Source organism: Psychroflexus sediminis, assembly GCF_900099815.1.
GTDB lineage: Bacteria > Bacteroidota > Bacteroidia > Flavobacteriales > Flavobacteriaceae > Psychroflexus > Psychroflexus sediminis.
In genome coordinates this window covers 1-18,385 of record NZ_FNCW01000009.1, presented here as the reverse complement: position 1 = coordinate 18,385, position 18,385 = coordinate 1, and the positions used below count along the sequence as shown (strand labels likewise).

Below are 18,385 nucleotides of genomic sequence, written 5' to 3'. Positions count from 1 at the left end.
TTCCACTAACATTACAGAAGAAACATTTGAAAATAAATTTTTCAAGCAAATTCAGATGTTACTTTTAAATATGGCCCACCTACTCCACTCCAAACACCATACAGTGCTGCTACTGGAGATTATCGATGTCTTTGTTGAAACCCAAGGCTTTCACTTCCTTTACGGTCTAAGCTTATGACATTTTATGCAAGTACGAGTTTTAAAGCTTATATTTTAAACTCACATCAATTTTAGTCTTAGCATTCTTAGCGCCACCGCGGTGAATAAAACTATTTTTAAATATCTACTAAGAATTGCCTCTCCAATATTAAACCGCTGAGTCGAAAAGTGCGTAGAGATTTCTCTTTGGAACTTAGCGTCTTGGCGGTGAAAATTCATATGAAACATTAATATGATCCGCAGAGTTGGATTCACCACGGAGTCATGGAGGTCACAAAGTTTAAGAATTTCTTTATGGTCAAATTTTAAAAATTAAAAATAGGTGCACTCCTATTCTACTCCAAACACCATACAATGCTGCCAGGGCAGATTATCGATATTCTCGATCAATTCAAATCCGTTGGCTTTGAACTCATTGACAGCCTGGGCTTCGCTCATTTTATGCAGGCGTTTGATGGGCACCGTAGGATCTTCGGCTCTGTATTCGATAAGATAAATCTTTCCTCCAGATTTTAAGGCCTTTTTCATGGACATCAGCATTTCTATGGGATATTCAAATTCGTGATAGACATCGACCATCAGGATTTTATCTACAGAATTTTCCGGCAGGCTGGCACTTTTTTCTTTGCCTTTAATCAGTTTTATGTTGTTCTGGTTCAGTTCCTGCTTTTTTGATTTTATGGCTTGCAGCATTTCGGGCTGGATATCCACGGCATAGACCAGACCTTCATCGACTTTCGGCGCTATTTTAAACACATGATAACCCGAGCCGGCGCCAATATCGGCAACTACATCCGTAGGTTGCAAATTCATGTTTTTCAAAAGTTTGCCGGTGTTTTCTTCCTGTTCGCGTTCGGGACGTTCCAGCCAGTTCATGCCCTGATAACCCATAACGTGAGAGATTTCGCGTCCTTTATACCACTTTCCAATCCCCGAAGGATCGCCATTTTTGAATTCGTATGGGGAGTTTTTTGAATTGGTTTGAGCCTCAGCTTCAGTGAGTGGGCATATCAAGATCAACAGGGAGAATACAAATAGTGCTTTTTTCATCATCATGGTCTTAAAATTAAGTGAGTTACTAAGTTAAGGTCCTGAAGGTAAAAAATTATTAAGTTTGATATAAATTCAAAAGTATTCACCGCAGTGTCGCAGAGGACGCTGAGTTAAATTCACCACGGAATCACAGAGGTCACTGAGAACTTTCTACTTTGTGTTCTTTGTGTTCTTTGTGCCTTTGTGGTAAAAAAATCATTTGAAAATTATCCGCGGATCTGCCTGCGTTTCCTTTCAGAAGGCACCGTAATCACGAAGTTTAGGGATTCTTCTGTATTTTTTGTTTTATAAAATCACTTAATGAAAATAACCGCGGTGTCGCAGTGAACGCAGAGATTTCTCTTAGCGAACTTTGCAGCCTTGCTTTCCAAAGTGAAACACAGGTAAGTTGACGGTCTAATTTGAAGAGAAAAAACAATTCCCAACAAAACAGTACATTTGTTAATTCCTTTTTAGAATGATTCGCAAAGAATTATATTTATATTTCAAATTCGGATTCAATACTGTGGAACAAATCAAAGCCTTTTTAAATCAAATTGTTGACATTTCCCCAGCGGACTGGGACTATTTCACTTCAAAACTACACGCCCGCTCCTTTCCCAAAAAGACTGATTTTTTAAAGCTAAACGAGGTTGAAAATCACATCTCCTTTATAGAATCGGGAGTTGTTCGTTTGTACATTCCCAAAGAAGATCCCGATAAGGAAATCACCTTTGGTTTTTGTTTTAAAGACGAATTTGTAAGTGCCTATGATTCGTTTCTAACCCGGAAACCCTCGGCCTACCAGTTGCAAACCCTATCGGATACGAAAATGATGAGCATCACTTACGAAGATTTGCAGCTAGTTTATAAACACACCCAGATTGGAAATCTCATCGGTCGGCTCACTGCAGAACGTCTTTTTTTGATTAAATCTAAACGGGAGCAAAACCTGCTCAACCTTTCTGCAAAAGAGCGGTATTTAAATTTATTCAAAGAACGTCCCGAACTTTTGAAAGAAGTCCCTTTGAAATACATCAGCTCCTATATAGGGGTGACTTCACAAGCCTTAAGCCGAATAAGAAAGCGGCTTTGAGCTTTATTTATTGATCTAGGTTCATTGTATTCAGGTTGATAAGCCCCTACCTTTGCATAAAAAATTATGTGGATTATTCTTTTCGTCGCCGTACTCTGGTATAGCGGTTTGTTTTTTCAATCGTTCTTTCTACATCGCTATGCAGCTCATCAGGTGTTTACGATGTCTAAGTTTATGGAACGTCTCACCTATGTACTAACCTGGATTTTTCAGGGCCCCAGTTATTTGAGTGCCTATGGTTATGGTATCATGCACCGCATGCACCATGCTTATACCGATACTGAAAAGGATCCCCATTCCCCTTCTCATGATCCTAACTTGTTTGCGATGATGTGGAAGACCAAAAAAATCTACCAGGATATCAATACGCAAAAGACAGCTGTAGATCAGCGATTTACCAAAAATGTACCTCAATGGGAAAGCTTTGACTTGTTTGCCAGTTCCAGACTATCCCGTCTGTTTTGGGTTTCAGCCTATATTGCTTTCTTTGCGTTTTTTGCAACGACCTGGTGGGAATGGGCATTATTGCCGGTAACCTTTATGATGGCGCCGATTCATGGCGTCATTATCAACTGGTTTGGTCATATTTTTGGTTATGTAAACCACCAAATGAAAAACACCAGCAAAAACCTCTTTCGCTTTGATTTTTTAATGATGGGTGAAGGTTACCACAACAACCATCATAAATATGCAAGCCGTGCCAATTTCGGTGAAAAGTGGTATGAAATCGATATCACGTATTTAATTATAAGAGTCCTGGATGCTTTAGGCCTTATACAATTGAAGCCTATAAAAGTTAGGGACTGATAGATTTTGCGGACTATGTCTAAATGCAATCCATTTTAAATTCTAATAGTCATTTCATCTGTTTTCTCTTTGAGGGAAATGCCTGCAGGCAAAGGGTATGCCTTCATATTGAAGTAATTATCACTTTTAAATGAATTAACACCAGACCTCACAGGTCTTTAAGACCTGTGAAATCTTAGTACGTTTTACATCTTAAGGGACTCGAATTAGCCCTAATTTATGAAAAACAGGACTTAAATTATTGAATATTAGTGTTTTAAGGATTATATTTTCCTTAATTGGCCTCTGTGACCCTGCCTTCTAAAGTAAAACACAGGCAGGTTTGCGGCGCAAATTATCTTTTGTGCATTTAATAGACAATAAATTTTTTAAATATTATCTATAAATTTGATAGTTCTCAAATTTTTAAACCATGCACGAAAATGATTTTGCTAGTAAAATAATAGGAGCAGCACTGGAGGTGCATAAGCAATTAGGTCCTGGTCTTTTAGAAAGCACTTATGAAACTTGTTTAGCCTATGAACTTAGACAAGCGGGTTTAAGTGTGCAACATCAATTAGCTTTACCAGTTATCTATAAAGAAGTTAAGCTTAATGCAGGCTATAGAATAGATCTATTAGTAGAAAATAAAGTTATCATAGAAATTAAAAGTGTTGATGCTTTAGCTGATATACACACGGCTCAATTACTTACTTATCTAAAATTAAAAGATTTAAGATTAGGATTGTTTATTAATTTCAATCAGGTGCTGTTGAAAAATGGTTTAAAAAGAATAGTAAATAAACTATAATTGAGCTTTTATGAATTCAGAATCCGAAAAAGAGATAACCGCGGAGTCGCAGAGAACGCAGAGTTTTTTTCTTTGCGAACTCAGGGCCCCTGCCTTCCAAAGTGAAGCGCAGGCTGGTTTTATGGTTATTTTACTTTAATAAAAATTAGAAATCTAAGCCTCCACATTTTCTCGCTTAGCCATTCTGAAGGTATAATTTGGATAAATAGAGCGTTTGGCAAAGCGATTCAGCTTAGAGCTGTTGATCATTTTGATGAAGACAGGTTTGGTAACACCAAAGTATTCATAAGTTGTTCCATCCATAAAAGTGATTTCCAGTAAATTGCCTTTATGCTGAAAATCTGCAATACCAGAGCTTATGCTTTCTGCATACTGATCGGCGTTAGCTAAGATAGTTTCTGGAGCAATACTGACTAAAAAGTGATAGCCATCAATGATTTTTCTACTTTGGATTTCAGCTTCAGCCTGACGTTCGTCACCTGCCTGAAATTTATCGGGATGCCATTCCTTTACCAGGTTACGGTAGGCCTTTTTCAAAGATTTTAATTCAATGTCTTTTTCAACTCCAAAGAGTTTTTTGTATTCACCAATGCGTTTCATTCGGAAATTTTAATTCTATATCAAATAAGTTGGCAAAAGTAGGCTTTAATAGCAGACGAAAAACATAAACTTTACGGCCAGATTGAAATAATGCCAGCGAACTCAAATCAATGAAAATGAGATGATTATGATTTTAATCGAGTTTAAAATGGATCTTTTGCCGGAAAACAGAAAATGGAATCTGCAGCAAGGGGTGAATTTCAAATAAAACCCATTTCAAGTTACTCCCGATAACCTTCAGCCTGTAACTCAAACAGTTCTGCATACAACTGTGGTTTGGCCAGTAATTCTTCGTGTGTTCCAATCTCCAGGATCTGACCGTTTTGTAAGACTAAAATTCGGTCAGCCATTCTTACCGTAGAAAAGCGATGAGAAATAATAATACTGGTCCGGTCTTCAGTAAGACCAATAAACCGCTGAAAGACTTCAGATTCCGCCCGTGCATCCAAAGCAGAAGTAGGTTCATCTAGAATAATAATCGGTGCATCCGACATATAGGCTCTGGCGAGAGCTATTTTCTGCCACTGCCCGCCGGAAAGTTCTGCTCCTTTTCGAAAACGCCTGCCTAGTCCCTGATCATATCCTTCGGGCAGACTTTCTATGACATCGTTGGCCAGACTTTGCACGGCGGCATTTTTGATTTTATCCAGATTATGCTCTTCATCGATATTTCCTACCGCTATATTGATTTTAGCCGTTAGGTAATACTTGACAAAATCCTGAAAGATAGCACCCAGCATCTTCTGGTAATCCGGTTTACGATACTCCTGAACAGGAACGCCATCCATCAATATCTGACCTTTAGTAGGATCGTATAATCTCAGCAATAATTTGATCAGCGTTGTTTTTCCGGCACCGTTCTCCCCTACCAGCGCAAGTTTTTCGCCTTTGATCAATTCAAAAGAAATATTGGTCAGTACATTTTTTTCTGAACCTGGATAATGGAAGCTTACATTTTCAAACCGAATGCTGTGTTCAAACTCGGTTCGTCCCTCGCGATACTGCTCCGGATGATCACCGCTGAAATCCATATCGATAAACTCAAAATAATCCTGGAGATACATCGCGCTTTCTGTGATGTTCGAAAATCTTGAAAACACAGTTTGCAGCTGACTTCGAAGTCGGCTAAAAGAACCGGCCAGGAATGTTAAGTCCCCGATAGTCACAAATCCGGCAACGGCTTTCAGGACGATAAACACATAGGCCCCGTAATAAGCCAGGTCTCCAAAAACATGAAACGTACCACCCCACAGGCTTTTTTTGATAGAGAGCTTTTTGTTGGCTTTGTAGTATTTATCTGAAATCCGTTTAAAGGTATTACTGATAAAATCTGCCAGACCAAACAATTTGATTTCCTTGGCAGTCACATCGCTTGCCCCAATCATTCGCATATAATCGAGCTCACGCCGTTCCGGGGTCCAGCTCTTTTGCAGAGAATAGCTGGACTGGCTGTATTTCAATTCATTGATAAAAGAGGGAATAATAGAAATGACCAGCAGCACAATCAGAATAGGGTAAAAGTAAATCAAGCCTGTAACCAGTGAAATGATGGTAATAAGGTCCTGAATCTGTGCCAGTACATTGGACATCAACGTGACTCGACTGGTGGTTTGCTGTCGCGCACGCTCGAGTTTATCGTAAAACTCGGAATCTTCCAGACTGGCCAGTTCCACTTTGGCTGTTTTCTGGATGAGTTCTATAGAAGATGAATTGGAATATAAATCGCCCAAAAGGCCGTCGGTAAGGGCAATCAATCGATTAAATACATCACTGAAAATCGCCAGAACCAATTCGATACCGATTAACCAGTACAGACCCGTTAAGTCCTTATTGTCAAGATCCACTTGCAGAATGACTTCATCGATGATTTCCTTACCCACCCATAACAAGGCAATTGGAATCAAGGATTTGAGGAGCCTTAGGAGGACGTTTGCTATAAAAAGCCCGGGGTGCGTGTGATACACCTTGCTTAAAAATCGGGGAATAAATTTAAGAGATGCAAAATTGCTTTTTTTCTCGCGAGCTTTAGCCATGTATTGAGTTTAAGGTAACAAAGATAGGAGAATAGTCTCAAGTTAAATAGTTGACAGTTTTCAGTTCTTTATTAATAGTTTTGAGTGACTGTTTATTTGAATTTATCACTACTGTCAAATAGTCCTTTCTCTTAGTTCCTGGTTCTTTTCTCTCTATTTCTACCATCAGTCAAGAACCCTGATGCGCACTTTTTTAGTTTTCAATCTGGAGTTATTCAATTTATCAACCAGCGTATCGGCCAAATGTGAAGGAACCCCTACAAAAGCACAATCGGGTTTTAGTTCTATCGTGCCTAGCTGATCCTGATGCAGTCCGCCTTGTTTAAAAAACAATCCGGCAATATCTCCTTTTGAAATCTTATCTCTGCGGCCTCCGGAAATAAACAGGGTTTCCCAATGCCTGGGTTTCAGGACTGCTTTTTTGGAAATATCGGCACTGCTCACCTTACCAATAAATTCAGGTAAAGCCTCGCGTTCCCACTTTAAGATATAGGCCGTTCCTTTAGCATCTACTCTGGCTGTTCTCCCATTTCTGTGAATAAATTCTTCCTCATGACGCGGGAGCTCGTAGTGGATAATGAATTGCATTTCCGGAATATCGATTCCTCGAGCAGCCAGGTCGGTAGCCACCAACAGCTGTGCGCTTCCATTTCTAAATTTAATCAACGCCCGTTCCCGGTCTTTCTGCTCCATCATCCCTGAAAAACAGGTGTGGCTGATGTGATGCTGACTAAGATAAGCACTCACATTATCTATGCTTTCTCTCAAATTACAAAAGACAATGCCCTGACTATTGCCCAAATGCCGGACCAGTTCTACCAGGGTTTTTAATTTGTTTTGGCTTGGAGAAATCACAGTTCTAAGGCTTAATTTAGACTTGTTTTTTTGATCTAAATAGTTAACTATAGTGGGTTTATCCAAATTGACGAAATTCGGAATTTTAACCCCCTGGGTAGCCGAGGTCAAAACCCGCCTGGAGAGGTTGGGCAACTGACTTAAAATCGACTTCATGTCTTCTTCAAAGCCGACTTCCAAAGATTTATCAAACTCATCCAGAACAAGGGTTTTTATACTTGCTTTAGAAAAGTTATCGCGGTTAAAATGATCTAAAATTCTTCCCGGTGTTCCAATAAGAATAGCAGGATTGTGTTTGATTTCTATTTTATCCTTGGACACAGGTCTGCCCCCGTACACCGCATTGACTTTATAACCGGATCCCATCGAACGTATCACTTGTTCAATTTGAATAGCCAGTTCTCTGGAAGGCACCAAAATTAAAGCCTGAACTTCAGGAGATTCCGGATCCAGCATATTCATTAAAGGCAATGAAAAGGCTAAGGTTTTGCCGGTTCCTGTTGGCGACAACAGCAGGGTATTCGCTTTGCTTTCGATTAAAGGAATAGCTTCCGCCTGCATAGGGTTCAATATCTGTATATTTAGTTTTTGTAAAATCTCTTCCTGTGACTTTATAGAATTGGCCATAAGCTTATTGTTTTTTAGTAGGTTCAGTGGATGTATGCTCAGTCTTTGCCTGCTTCAACTCATAGGCAAGTACTTTATCGATGAGCTCTTCTTTGGTCAAATGATGAAACACCGTTTGGATTTTTGATTTTAATTCGGAAGAGACCTCCCGATTGGGTTTGGTTTTGAATACCTTTTTAGCCCATAATAAGGCATTGTTTTCTTCAAGACTTTGAGGATCTGCTTTTGGCACTTGATGAAAGGTTATGCCTAATTCATTTTTAAATTTAGCCACTTCCACGACTTCATCTTGCTGTAACACCGTAAATGATAGTCCTTCTGCTCCTGCTCTGGCAGTACGCCCGCTCCTGTGAACATAGGCTTCGCAGGTATCCGGTAAGTGGTAATTGACCACAAAGGATACCGCTTTTACATCAATACCCCGAGCGGCGAGATCGGTAGCGACCAATATATCAATATGACCCTCCCTAAACTGTCCTAAAATACGGTCCCTTATCCCCTGGGTAAGACTCCCGTGAATGGCTCCCGATGAAAATTTATTGATGGCCAGTTTTTTCGCCAGTTTATTGACCGCCGCTTTAGTCTTACAAAAAATGATACCTCTCTCCCCTGCTCTGGAATTTAAAAAATGCAATAACACCTCCAGCTTTTCTATGGGTTCGACAACGACATAATGATGTTCAATCCCCTGATGACCTAGGGTGGACATCTCTGAATTGATTTGGAGTACATCCGGGGACATGGAGTTTTGTACGATTTGCTTAAGGCTTCCCGGAAGCGTAGCTGTAAACAGGAAAGTTCTTCTCGTTTTAGGCAGAATTTTAAGGATTGAATCCATTTCTGTCTTCAGAGCACTCAGCATTTCGTCGGCTTCATCTAAAACCAAATGTGTAATGCGGCTCAAATCTATAGCCTCTCGTTTTACAAGATCCAATAAACGGCCAGGTGTAGCCACAATAAGCGCGGGTGCCTGCTTTAGCGCTTCTACTTGAGGTTTTACAGGCGTTCCGCCGGTTAAACAGACCATATGCAATAGATCGGAATACTGAGCAAATGCAATTAGCTGCTCATGAATCTGCTGAGCGAGTTCTCTGGTGGGAGCCAGTATAAGCACCTGCATCTCAGAAGTTCTTAACCTGAGTAAGTGAAGTAAGGGTAAACCATACGCCGCTGTTTTCCCTGTTCCCGTTTTGGATAAAACCACGAGATCTTCGGTTTGATGTAAAATACTGGGTATGGTTTTCTGCTGAACCTCTGTAGGTATGCTGATCTGTAAGTCCGCTAAACTTTTTAGTAAGGACTCATCTATGTTTAATTCTGAAAACTGCTTTGACATGGGGAAATTTTTGCAAAGGTAAGGCTTTGCAAGTCTTAAAAAACCTTCAGGTTAATTATGAATCTAAGCAGGAGGCAGTTATTGGTTTTCTGTTTTTCAGAAGTTACACTTGAGATTGAGTTTAACGAACTGAGTCAGTGCCTATGAATCTATAATCTTGTCATGCTGAATTTACGTCAGCATCTTCATTAGAGAGAACTTGGACCCTGATCCCGAAGCTTAGGGACAGTATGACATAGCAAGTAAAGATAGTACTGTCATCATAATAATTACTCAATACTTATTACTTAATACTGACTACTCATTAAACATTAAACCTAAAATTCATGATATCGCCGTCTTTTACGATATATTCTTTGCCTTCCACATTCAGTTTTCCTGCATCGCGCACCTTAGCTTCACTGCCGTAATGCACAAAATCGTCATATTTAATGACTTCTGCACGAATAAAACCACGTTCAAAATCCGTATGGATCACTCCTGCTGCCTGTGGAGCAGTTGCACCCACTCTCACCGTCCAGGCCCGTACTTCTTTTTTACCGGCGGTAAAATAGGTTTGCTGATTTAGCAGCCTGTAAGCCGAACGGATCAACTTTCCGGCCCCGGCTTCTTCAAGGCCAATATCCTCAAGAAATAGTTGCCGCTCTTCATAATCATCCAGCTCAGCAATATCGGCTTCAATGCCAACAGCAAGTACCAAAACCTCGGCGTTTTCATCCTTTACAGCCTCTTTTACACGATCCACATGTGCATTTCCGGACACTGCAGAACCTTCGTCCACATTGCATACATACATCACAGGTTTGTCGGTAATCAGCTGCATCGGTTTAACAAAATCAGTTCTGTCCTCCTCAGTAATCGTTAGTGCTCGTACGGAAGTTCCGCTTTCCAGACCCGTCTTCAATTGTTCTAAAACTGCAAATTCGCGTTGCGCTTCCTTGTTCCCGGTTTTTGCGGCACGCTTGGTTTTATCCATTTTTTTCTCCACCGATTCCAAATCTTTCAACTGCAGTTCAATATCGATGGTTTCTTTATCCCGTATCGGGTCGATATTCCCATCCACATGAACCACATTATCATCGTCAAAACAACGCAAGACGTGCAAAATCGCATCGGTTTCTCGTATGTTTCCAAGAAATTGATTGCCTAAGCCCTCACCTTTACTTGCTCCTTTTACAAGGCCGGCAATATCCACAATATCCACAGTTGCAGGCACCACACGCTCAGGATTTACAAGGGATTCCAGCATCTCAAGACGTGGATCCGGCACGTTTACCACCCCGATATTGGGCTCTATCGTACAAAATGGAAAGTTCGCACTCTGCGCCTTGGCATTGGAGAGCGAGTTAAATAAAGTCGATTTTCCTACGTTGGGTAAGCCTACAATTCCTGCTTTCATATCAAGTATTCTTCAATTTTTTCAAGCTGCAAAGCTAAGCTTTTTTGAGCATACTACATTCGATTTGCAATTGGCAAATTCAGGATTATTTTTTCTTTTGATTTTGATACTGAAAATCTTCAGGATACATACCGGTTAGCTTGAAGTACGGCGTTCATTTGTTCCTCCGTCCGGGCCGTAAAGGTTTTGACTGAAGGCTTTAAGGTGAATTTCAAATCACGAAAGTTTTAAGAGCTGTTAGCCTAACCCAAGTCAATCCTGTTTCAAATTAATATCAAATTCTTGAAGTATATCAAATAGTTAAAAAACTTTTTATTTGGTGCTAATTTGGTGTAAATTTGCATCAAATGTTTTAATTATGAGCAGACAAAGTATTTCACTTACAGAACCCAACGATGACTGGTTAAAAAATCAAGTAGAAAGTAAGGAATACTCTAGCAAAAGTGAACTCATTAACGATTTGATTCGCCAAGCCAGAAATCAGCAAGTTCAAGTGAATTGGATTCAGGCCAAGCTTGAAAAAGCTGAAAATAGCGGATTTACCAATGCTACTAAGGCACAAATATTAGCAGAATCTAAGTCTTCGCTAAATGGCTAATTATAAATTAAGTCGTGTTGCGAAAGATGATTTGATAAGAATTCATCAGTTTGGTGTTCGAAAATTCGGATTGACTCAAGCTGATAAATATTTTGATTCTTTCTTTGAGTATTTTGAGATTATTTCCAAACACCCCTTTTCATTTGAATCTGTTGACTTCATCAAGAAAGGATACAGACGCTGTGTCTGTGGATCTGATAGTATCTACTATAGAATAAATAATGATACTGTTGAGATAATGACTATCATTGGCAAGCAAGATTTGAGTAATATTTTATAATTTCTTAGTTTAAAATAAACCCACAAACCTTTCAGAATTGTTATCGCTTTTGGCTTTGTCCTTCTCTTCCTTGCCTACTTTCACTTCTATCACATGGTTTAGATTTGTGGTATAAGCCTGAGAAAGCCGTTCTCTACGCATTTTCCAGACCCTGCCCAAATCCTGACTCCCCAGGCGTACAGCGCCTGTACCATAGACACCATTTAGCCTGTCGATCTTCTGCATCAGCTCTTTATGCTTTGGATTTTCTGCCGTAAAAAACGCCAGTTGTCGTTGGTCTTCAGGCACCAGGCCCATTACGATGACTCCCGCTTTTTTATAGTAGTAATCAGGATGATAAATCTTCTTAAGTCCTTCTACGGCAAATTTGACAAGATCTATACTGGAATTAGTCGGATAACCCGTTTGCACGACAATACTGTTTTGATACTGCGGTAAATCCTGCCGAAATTTATTGGTTTTTAAAAACACGTACACCATCTGGCAGCAACTCCTCTGCCTTCTCAATTTCTCTGCCGATTTGATGGCAAAACTACTCACCCGCTCCCGGATGTAGCCAAATTCTTTGTACTGCTTATCAAATGAACGCGTAGTAGCGATGGCTTTTTTATGGGCAGGGGTTTCCAGCTCCAGCGTCCGTCGGCCCTGCAGTTCTTTTTTGAGTCGCAGACCGACGACGCTCATTTGCTTTCTTACCCAGTCGTCGGGGAGTTCAGAAAAGCTATAGGCCGTGTGGATATTGTGTTTTTTAAGACGCAGGGCATGCTGACGACCAATGCCCCAAACGTCTTCGATTTTCAGCCATTTCAAAGCTTTTATCCGGGCACTATCATCTTTCATAACAAAGACACCTTTGGTACGTTCGGGAAACTTTTTAGCAATGCGATTGGCTATTTTACTCAAGGCTTTTGTAGGCGCCAGGCCAATACTTATGGGAATACCTGTTGATTTTTCGACCACATACTTCATCTTTTCACAGTAGGCCTGCATGTTGTAATTCCCAAAGCCCGTAAATTCCAAAAACGACTCATCGATACTGTAAATTTCAATGTCTGGTGTAAAAGTTGACAAAATATTCATGACTCTAGCACTCATATCTCCGTACAGGGCATAATTGGAAGAAAACACCTGAACCTTATGCTGCTTGAATATCTTTTCAAACTTGTGCGTAGGTGCTCCCATAGGGATTCCCAAAGCTTTAGCCTCGTTACTTCGCGCAATCACACAGCCGTCGTTATTGGATAGAATCACCACGGGCTTGTCGCGAAGACTGGGATTAAAAACCCGCTCACAGGACGCATAGAAATTATTGCAATCTACCAAAGCAAACATCAGTCTACTTTTTTGATAACAGTAGTCACCACCCCCCAAATGACAAAGTCGTTGCTTTCATCGACCTTTATAGGCGGATAGTCTTTGTTCTCCGGCATAAGCCAGATATTGTCTTTTTCCTTTTTGATGCGCTTAACGGTAAACTCTCCATCGATAAAACACACGGCAATCTTTTTGTTTTCGGGTTCCAGGCTTCTGTCAATAATCAGTAAATCTCCATCCCGAAGCCCTGCACCTAGCATACTACTCCCACGCACGCGAGCATAAAAGGTGGAATTAGGGTTTTTGATAAACTCCCTGTTCAGATCAATTTTAATGTCCAGAAAATCATCGGCAGGACTGGGGAACCCCGCACTAATGCCTTGGTTTACAAATGGCAAATCCAGACTTTTGGATAAGTCTGGAGGATAGATTTCCAAAGCGCGATGTGCCTGATGAACCAAATGTAGCATAGTATTTTTTCTACAAATTTAGGATATATTCCATAATATTGGAATATATCCAAGTTAATTAACATTCGTAGAATTGATGTTTTATTAAAGGTGAATTTGCCTGCGAGTCATGGACAGGCAGGCAGGTTCAGCAGAAAAAAATCACCCACTATAATCTGTTTTAATCCTCATTAGTATCCAAAATGCATCGGCTTCGCTCGCGCATATCTTCAAGATCATGGCTGTCTTCAAAAGAATCTTCGGCGACTTTCAAAATCATTTCTGCATGCTTTTTTACCGCTTCTTTGTAAACCTTATAGGAGGTATAATCGTGTATTTTGATCATGGCTTCCATAAGTCTTATCACAACAGCAGGACTGCCCTTGGAAAACTGTCGGATTTGTAAAAACGCCGCATCCAGCATGCCCTGATAGGTTAAAGGTTCAAACACATACCGAAGCTCATCATCCTCATCAAATTTATATTTGGATGGAAATTTGACGCGAGTGAGGTAACATAAGGTAGATGTAAGATTATCTACACAGGCAATAGCTGTAAAAGGATCGTTTATACCGGGAGATAAAGCGCGGCAAGCGATCTCCACCATTTGGTGAATAGAATGTTCTGCATCCTGCTGAGTAGTTCTGGAACTTCCCAGGACATAATTGCTTTCAAAATTTATAGAGGATTCATCCGTAAATTCAGTTTTGGAATGAACGCTAATAATAGGCTCACCTTTTACGATGTAGCCACCAACTCTATGATGCGAAACAATTAGATAGTCGTGTTCCTTGGCTGCTTCGAAAAGAGATATATTTTGAAGATACTGTAAATAACCGCTTTCAGGAGATTTCAGAGTTTTAGAATATGAAAAGTCCTTTAGATAATAGTCTAAAGGTTTAGTGTTTTTTTCAAAAGAAGGATCCTCATCTTCTAGTTCTTCAGAAAAAATCCGCTCTATATTTTTCATTAAGGTCACAGAAATATCAGAGACCACATGGTCTGCCTGTATGCTAATCGAAATCGAATGTATAAAAATGATTAAAAGAATAATATTCCCAATAGCAGCCAAAATGGCTAATAAGATCGATAAGGAGGGAATGAAAACCTGAGCTTCATTGTCTTTCACAACATTTAAAACGATGAGGCAGTAGGCATAGGTAGACACATAAGTTCCTAAAACCACCTGATTGAGGCGCTCGTGCATAAAGTTTTTAAGCAAACGTGGACCAAACTGAGACGAAGCAAGGGTTAAGGCAACAAGTGTAATGGAAAATACAGTTCCTGCTACGCCAATCATAGCGCCAGAAATGGTGGATAAAATACTTCTTGCAGAATCTGCACTTTCAGTAAGGATATAACTCAGGTATTTGATGGAACTGGCGTTAACGGTTCGGTCTATGTAAATCAGCAAAGTTGCCAATCCAATAGAAAAAACAATAATGAGTATGGGCACAAACCAAAAACTGCCTTTGAGTTCCTGCCATAAAAACGTTATTTTCCCCATAATTTCTGTTTAAAATTTAAATGTAAACTTTTTGCTGCGTTTATGCCCGGTCTTTTTAGATCGCATAAAAATTTAGAATGCCTCTCAACAATATTTTCATTCGTCTAAAACATAAGCACAGAAATGCCTCTAAAGCAAAGCTGATAGGCGATTTTTTAAATCAAAGTAAAACTATTGTGGATGTTGGGACAGTAAGCGGTGGTTTGGCAAATTATTTATCACAGCATAATTTTGAAATTACTGCTGTGGATATTACAGATAAAACGGTTTACCGTGACATCACACCCATTGTCTATGATGGTTACCGCCTTCCTCTTGAGAACGAAAGTTTTGATGCCTCTATGTTGATCACTGTTTTACATCATTGCCCAAATCCTGAACAGGTTTTTGATGAAGCGGTTCGCGTTTCCAAAAAGAAAATCATAGTCCTGGAAGATGTGTATCCCTCCTGGGTAATGAAACATTTATCCTGGTCATGGATTCTTTAGTCAATATGGAATTTAAAGGCCATACCTCATACCAATAAATCTGAAACGCAGTGGGAAGACTTGTTTCATAAACAGAATCTGAGCATAAAAAAAAGACCAAAACAAAAGTTCTGGCCATTTTCTCACAAATAATATATCATTTAGAAAAGCGATAAAAAAATCACCCGGATCTCTGTCTAAAGTCAGCTTAACAGGTTTGAGACTCCGAAGATTTAGAACTTAAAGATTTACGCATTAATCATGGCGATAAATTTTTGCTCCAATCGCTTTCAAACGACCATCGATATCTTCATACCCACGATCAATCTGTTCGATATTATGAATGGTAGAAGTACCTTTGGCCGATAAGGCGGCAATAAGCAATGAAATACCAGCCCTTATGTCGGGACTTGTCATCGTGGTTGCTTTCAGCTGAGATTCAAAATCATGACCTATAACCGTAGCTCTGTGAGGATCGCAAAGGATAATTTTTGCGCCCATGTCAATGAGTTTGTCTACAAAGAAAAGCCTGCTTTCAAACATCTTTTGATGAATCAAAACACTCCCTCTCGCCTGGGTAGCTACCACCAGCATAATACTCAGTAAATCTGGCGTAAATCCTGGCCAGGGCGCATCGCTGATATTCATGATAGATCCATCGATAAAATTAGCGACTTCGTAACCATCGGTGTGCGCGGGGATATAGATATCATCCCCCCGTTTCTCTAACTGAATTCCCAACTTTCTAAAGGTCACCGGAATAATTCCCAGATTTTCCCAGCTTACATTTTTGATGGTGATCTCACTTTGAGACATAGCAGCTAGACCAATCCATGAGCCTATTTCAATCATGTCTGGCAGCACTCTGTGCGTACAGCCAGTTAATTCTTTTACACCTTCAATTTTTAATAAATTTGAACCGATGCCATCAATTTTAGCTCCCATTGAAACTAACATTTTGGACAATTGCTGTATGTAAGGTTCACAGGCAGCATTATAAATTGTAGTGGTTCCTTCAGCCAAAACAGCAGCCATCAAAATATTTGCTGTTCCCGTTACAGAGGCTTCTTCAAGAAGCATTTCTGCTCCTTTCAATCCTTCAGGGGCTTCTACCCCATAAAAACGTTCTTCTTTATTATATCGAAATTTGGCACCAAGATTTATAAATCCACCAAAATGTGTATCCAGACGTCTTCTGCCGATTTTATCTCCACCAGGTCTCGGAATATAGCCCTTTCCAAAACGACCTAAAAGTGGACCAACAATCATAATTGAACCCCTGAGGCTACTTCCTTCCTCTTTGAATTTCTGACTTTCTAGGTAATCCAGGTTGAGCTCATCCGATTTAAAAGAAAAACTTCCCTTGCCTAGTTTTTGAATTTTAACGCCAAGATTCCCTAAGATTCCAATCAATTTATTGACATCAAGAATGTCCGGAACATTGTGAATTACAATTTCATCGGGAGTTAATAAAACAGCACACAGAATTTGTAAAGCTTCGTTTTTTGCGCCCTGGGGGTGGATTTCACCTTTGAGTTGGTGACCTCCTTCTATTTGGAAAGTAGCCATTTAGTATTTTCGTTTACGGTTGCGGTTGTTGCCTTTAAAACTTTTCTTTTGAGGTTTTGAATATTTTTTGACCTGTCTAACCAAAGCATTAGCATCGCTCAGTTCTTCTGTATCGGCTTTCAAATCCAATTCCCCGTTACTCAGATCTCTCAGATGATCAAAAATAATTTTATCTGAAACGGAGTCTTTATTCCAGTTCAAATAACATTTTTTCATATGGTTTGCAATATTGAACATAAGTCCGTCTTTCAGTTCACCATCTTCAATTTTGATGGCTTCATCAATCATTCGCTTGATGTTATTACCATAAAATCTATATTTGGGAAAGTTCTGAGGATAGGCCAAAGGCTCAGGTCGGGCATAAAGTTCATCACGAGATGGTTTCGGAAATGGAGAGTCTACCTCCAATTCGAAATTACTGATGATAAAAAGTTGATCCCATAATTTATGCTGAAAATCGGGAACATCCCTCAGGTGAGGATTCATATTACCCATGACATCTACAATGCCTTTAGCAATATTATTTCTTTTTTCGTCATCCTCAATGGTTTTGGCATACTCCACCATTTTCTGGATATGTCTTCCGTATTCAGGAATTTTTAATTCGTTTCTTTCAGAATTATACTCGAGATAAGTTATCAATGGTCTTTGTTTTTTATAAGAATTGCAAAATAAGCATTTAATTTCACTCTGATTACAGAGAAATCACATTATCAATTTCTTCACCTACTTGTTTATATTTTTCTATGACAATATCCGGAGATTTTAGTGTGACATTTATAGAAACGCTGGTATATTTGCCTTTTGAAGATTTTTTAGTTGAAATAACAGCTCCAAGATTGTCGAAAATTGAGATCAGTTGATCTAGATTTTTTTGATCTGAAGAGGGAACAATAAATTTATATAAGTAAGGAGCCGGCCAATCGCTTGTTTTTTTGAGCCTTTTGCGCAATGTTTTATAAAATTCATCAGAAGATTTATCGGACTTCATTCTCAATAGTTTTATGCAAATATACTGTTATTACCTATTTTTATAAATTCTAGTAGTAATAATCTATGTCTAAATCAAAACCCGTCAAAAATTTGCTGATAGGAGGCCCAAGTACAGGAAAATCAACCGTTTTAAAAGGGATCAATCTCAAAAGTTGTGTGTGAATTGAAATAGAATTTAGATTTTTGTCAATAAAAAGAATCATTGGACACATATCTAGACCTACTCAAACTCATCCTACCTGAACTTTTGATTACTCATTTTGATCTGGTAAGGAATACTAAAAACGGAGAAGTCATACATCTTTATTTTGAAGAGCGTAAAACGCCACCCACAGAACAGATCTCCCGTGTGTTAACAGCCCATGGCTTTCACAAAGAGATAACCATCCAAGACTTCCCATTGCGTGGAAATACGGTATATCTTCACTTAAAACGACGTAGATGGCTGGACAAAACAACTAAAGAAATTGTCCA

19 protein-coding genes are annotated in these 18,385 nt (G+C 39.4%); 7 read left to right on the top strand and 12 right to left on the bottom strand.

The window, feature by feature from the left end; all coding sequences use genetic code 11:
• Window positions 1-489: 489 nt before the first annotated feature.
• Entirely contained in the window at window positions 490-1,209 is a 720-nt protein-coding gene (locus BLP81_RS09520) for a class I SAM-dependent methyltransferase (RefSeq protein ID WP_176752706.1), read from the bottom strand.
• Window positions 1,210-1,717: 508 nt separating this feature from the next.
• Between BLP81_RS09520 and BLP81_RS09515 the strand changes: the two genes are divergently transcribed.
• The 3 genes from BLP81_RS09515 to BLP81_RS09505 all read left to right on the top strand — a co-directional run bounded on the left by BLP81_RS09515 (window position 1,718) and on the right by BLP81_RS09505 (window position 3,884).
• Window positions 1,718-2,287 carry a Crp/Fnr family transcriptional regulator gene (locus BLP81_RS09515; RefSeq protein ID WP_093368349.1) on the top strand — a complete coding sequence of 190 codons (570 nt, stop codon included), beginning with the start codon at window positions 1,718-1,720 and terminating at the stop codon, window positions 2,285-2,287.
• A gap of 66 nt (window positions 2,288-2,353) precedes the next feature.
• Window positions 2,354-3,094 carry an acyl-CoA desaturase gene (locus BLP81_RS09510; protein WP_093368237.1) on the top strand — a complete coding sequence of 247 codons (741 nt, stop codon included), beginning with the start codon at window positions 2,354-2,356 and terminating at the stop codon, window positions 3,092-3,094.
• Window positions 3,095-3,506: 412 nt separating this feature from the next.
• Window positions 3,507-3,884: a GxxExxY protein gene (locus BLP81_RS09505; RefSeq protein WP_093368236.1), complete on the top strand. Its 378-nt coding sequence runs from the start codon at window positions 3,507-3,509 to the stop codon at window positions 3,882-3,884.
• A gap of 153 nt (window positions 3,885-4,037) precedes the next feature.
• On the opposite strand, the gene BLP81_RS09500 is transcribed toward BLP81_RS09505, so the two are convergent.
• The 5 genes from BLP81_RS09500 to ychF all read right to left on the bottom strand — a co-directional run bounded on the left by BLP81_RS09500 (window position 4,038) and on the right by ychF (window position 10,734).
• Window positions 4,038-4,484 carry a KTSC domain-containing protein gene (locus BLP81_RS09500; protein ID WP_093368235.1) on the bottom strand — a complete coding sequence of 149 codons (447 nt, stop codon included), beginning with the start codon at window positions 4,482-4,484 and terminating at the stop codon, window positions 4,038-4,040.
• Window positions 4,485-4,705: 221 nt separating this feature from the next.
• Entirely contained in the window at window positions 4,706-6,517 is a 1,812-nt protein-coding gene (locus BLP81_RS09495; RefSeq protein ID WP_093368234.1) for an ABC transporter ATP-binding protein, read from the bottom strand.
• A 165-nt stretch (window positions 6,518-6,682) separates the two neighbouring features.
• Window positions 6,683-7,999, bottom strand: a complete 1,317-nt coding sequence (locus BLP81_RS09490; protein ID WP_093368233.1) for a DEAD/DEAH box helicase — start codon at window positions 7,997-7,999, stop codon at window positions 6,683-6,685.
• A 4-nt stretch (window positions 8,000-8,003) separates the two neighbouring features.
• Window positions 8,004-9,335 (bottom strand): DEAD/DEAH box helicase, encoded by a 1,332-nt coding sequence (locus BLP81_RS09485; protein ID WP_093368232.1) that lies wholly within the window; start codon window positions 9,333-9,335, stop codon window positions 8,004-8,006.
• 304 nt (window positions 9,336-9,639) lie between these two features.
• A complete protein-coding gene (gene ychF / locus BLP81_RS09480) occupies window positions 9,640-10,734 on the bottom strand; it encodes a redox-regulated ATPase YchF (protein ID WP_093368231.1) in 1,095 nt (364 codons plus the stop codon).
• Window positions 10,735-11,092: 358 nt separating this feature from the next.
• On the opposite strand from ychF, the gene BLP81_RS09475 reads away from it, so the two are divergent.
• Both BLP81_RS09475 and BLP81_RS09470 read left to right on the top strand, forming a co-directional pair.
• On the top strand, window positions 11,093-11,332 hold the full coding sequence (locus BLP81_RS09475) for a ribbon-helix-helix domain-containing protein (protein WP_093368230.1): 240 nt from the start codon (window positions 11,093-11,095) through the stop codon (window positions 11,330-11,332).
• A complete protein-coding gene (locus BLP81_RS09470) occupies window positions 11,325-11,612 on the top strand; it encodes a type II toxin-antitoxin system RelE/ParE family toxin (RefSeq protein ID WP_093368229.1) in 288 nt (95 codons plus the stop codon). Before BLP81_RS09475 ends, BLP81_RS09470 begins: the two co-directional genes overlap by 8 nt.
• 9 nt (window positions 11,613-11,621) lie before the next feature.
• Here BLP81_RS09470 and BLP81_RS09465 read toward each other — a convergent pair whose 3' ends face one another.
• From BLP81_RS09465 to BLP81_RS09455, 3 genes are all read right to left on the bottom strand, one after another.
• Window positions 11,622-12,944, bottom strand: a complete 1,323-nt coding sequence (locus BLP81_RS09465; protein ID WP_093368228.1) for a Y-family DNA polymerase — start codon at window positions 12,942-12,944, stop codon at window positions 11,622-11,624.
• Window positions 12,944-13,396, bottom strand: coding sequence for a LexA family protein (locus BLP81_RS09460; protein WP_093368227.1), 453 nt, complete (start codon window positions 13,394-13,396; stop codon window positions 12,944-12,946). The genes BLP81_RS09465 and BLP81_RS09460 overlap by 1 nt, the downstream gene beginning before the upstream one ends.
• 160 nt (window positions 13,397-13,556) lie before the next feature.
• On the bottom strand, window positions 13,557-14,882 hold the full coding sequence (locus tag BLP81_RS09455; protein WP_093368226.1) for a DUF2254 domain-containing protein: 1,326 nt from the start codon (window positions 14,880-14,882) through the stop codon (window positions 13,557-13,559).
• Between the two features lie 77 nt (window positions 14,883-14,959).
• Here BLP81_RS09455 and BLP81_RS09450 point away from each other — a divergent pair, with 77 nt between their 5' ends.
• Window positions 14,960-15,370: a class I SAM-dependent methyltransferase gene (locus BLP81_RS09450; protein ID WP_093368225.1), complete on the top strand. Its 411-nt coding sequence runs from the start codon at window positions 14,960-14,962 to the stop codon at window positions 15,368-15,370.
• Window positions 15,371-15,604: 234 nt separating this feature from the next.
• On the opposite strand, the gene murA is transcribed toward BLP81_RS09450, so the two are convergent.
• Genes murA through BLP81_RS09435 form a run of 3 tightly spaced genes read right to left on the bottom strand, consistent with a single transcriptional unit; the run spans window position 15,605 to window position 17,909 of the window.
• Window positions 15,605-16,918 (bottom strand): UDP-N-acetylglucosamine 1-carboxyvinyltransferase, encoded by a 1,314-nt coding sequence (gene murA, locus BLP81_RS09445; RefSeq protein ID WP_093368224.1) that lies wholly within the window; start codon window positions 16,916-16,918, stop codon window positions 15,605-15,607.
• Window positions 16,919-17,560 (bottom strand): DUF4290 domain-containing protein, encoded by a 642-nt coding sequence (locus BLP81_RS09440; RefSeq protein ID WP_093368223.1) that lies wholly within the window; start codon window positions 17,558-17,560, stop codon window positions 16,919-16,921.
• Window positions 17,561-17,612: 52 nt separating this feature from the next.
• Window positions 17,613-17,909 carry a DUF493 family protein gene (locus tag BLP81_RS09435; RefSeq protein WP_093368222.1) on the bottom strand — a complete coding sequence of 99 codons (297 nt, stop codon included), beginning with the start codon at window positions 17,907-17,909 and terminating at the stop codon, window positions 17,613-17,615.
• A gap of 204 nt (window positions 17,910-18,113) precedes the next feature.
• On the opposite strand from BLP81_RS09435, the gene BLP81_RS09430 reads away from it, so the two are divergent.
• Window positions 18,114-18,385: ISAon1 family transposase N-terminal region protein (locus BLP81_RS09430; RefSeq protein ID WP_093368221.1), on the top strand; the 272-nt coding region annotated here is incomplete at its 3' end.

Bases quoted from the DNA above. Each gene is read 5' to 3' on its own strand.
- BLP81_RS09520 (WP_176752706.1), bottom strand. From the start codon at position 1,209: ATGAAAAAAGCACTATTTGTATTCTCCCTGTTGATCTTGATATGCCCA.
- BLP81_RS09510 (WP_093368237.1), top strand. From the start codon at position 2,354: ATGTGGATTATTCTTTTCGTCGCCGTACTCTGGTATAGCGGTTTGTTT.
- BLP81_RS09505 (WP_093368236.1), top strand. From the start codon at position 3,507: ATGCACGAAAATGATTTTGCTAGTAAAATAATAGGAGCAGCACTGGAG.
- BLP81_RS09500 (WP_093368235.1), bottom strand. From the start codon at position 4,484: ATGAAACGCATTGGTGAATACAAAAAACTCTTTGGAGTTGAAAAAGAC.
- BLP81_RS09495 (WP_093368234.1), bottom strand. From the start codon at position 6,517: ATGGCTAAAGCTCGCGAGAAAAAAAGCAATTTTGCATCTCTTAAATTT.
- BLP81_RS09490 (WP_093368233.1), bottom strand. From the start codon at position 7,999: ATGGCCAATTCTATAAAGTCACAGGAAGAGATTTTACAAAAACTAAAT.
- BLP81_RS09485 (WP_093368232.1), bottom strand. From the start codon at position 9,335: ATGTCAAAGCAGTTTTCAGAATTAAACATAGATGAGTCCTTACTAAAA.
- ychF (WP_093368231.1), bottom strand. From the start codon at position 10,734: ATGAAAGCAGGAATTGTAGGCTTACCCAACGTAGGAAAATCGACTTTA.
- BLP81_RS09475 (WP_093368230.1), top strand. From the start codon at position 11,093: ATGAGCAGACAAAGTATTTCACTTACAGAACCCAACGATGACTGGTTA.
- BLP81_RS09470 (WP_093368229.1), top strand. From the start codon at position 11,325: ATGGCTAATTATAAATTAAGTCGTGTTGCGAAAGATGATTTGATAAGA.
- BLP81_RS09465 (WP_093368228.1), bottom strand. From the start codon at position 12,944: ATGTTTGCTTTGGTAGATTGCAATAATTTCTATGCGTCCTGTGAGCGG.
- BLP81_RS09460 (WP_093368227.1), bottom strand. From the start codon at position 13,396: ATGCTACATTTGGTTCATCAGGCACATCGCGCTTTGGAAATCTATCCT.
- BLP81_RS09455 (WP_093368226.1), bottom strand. From the start codon at position 14,882: ATGGGGAAAATAACGTTTTTATGGCAGGAACTCAAAGGCAGTTTTTGG.
- BLP81_RS09450 (WP_093368225.1), top strand. From the start codon at position 14,960: ATGCCTCTCAACAATATTTTCATTCGTCTAAAACATAAGCACAGAAAT.
- murA (WP_093368224.1), bottom strand. From the start codon at position 16,918: ATGGCTACTTTCCAAATAGAAGGAGGTCACCAACTCAAAGGTGAAATC.
- BLP81_RS09435 (WP_093368222.1), bottom strand. From the start codon at position 17,909: ATGAAGTCCGATAAATCTTCTGATGAATTTTATAAAACATTGCGCAAA.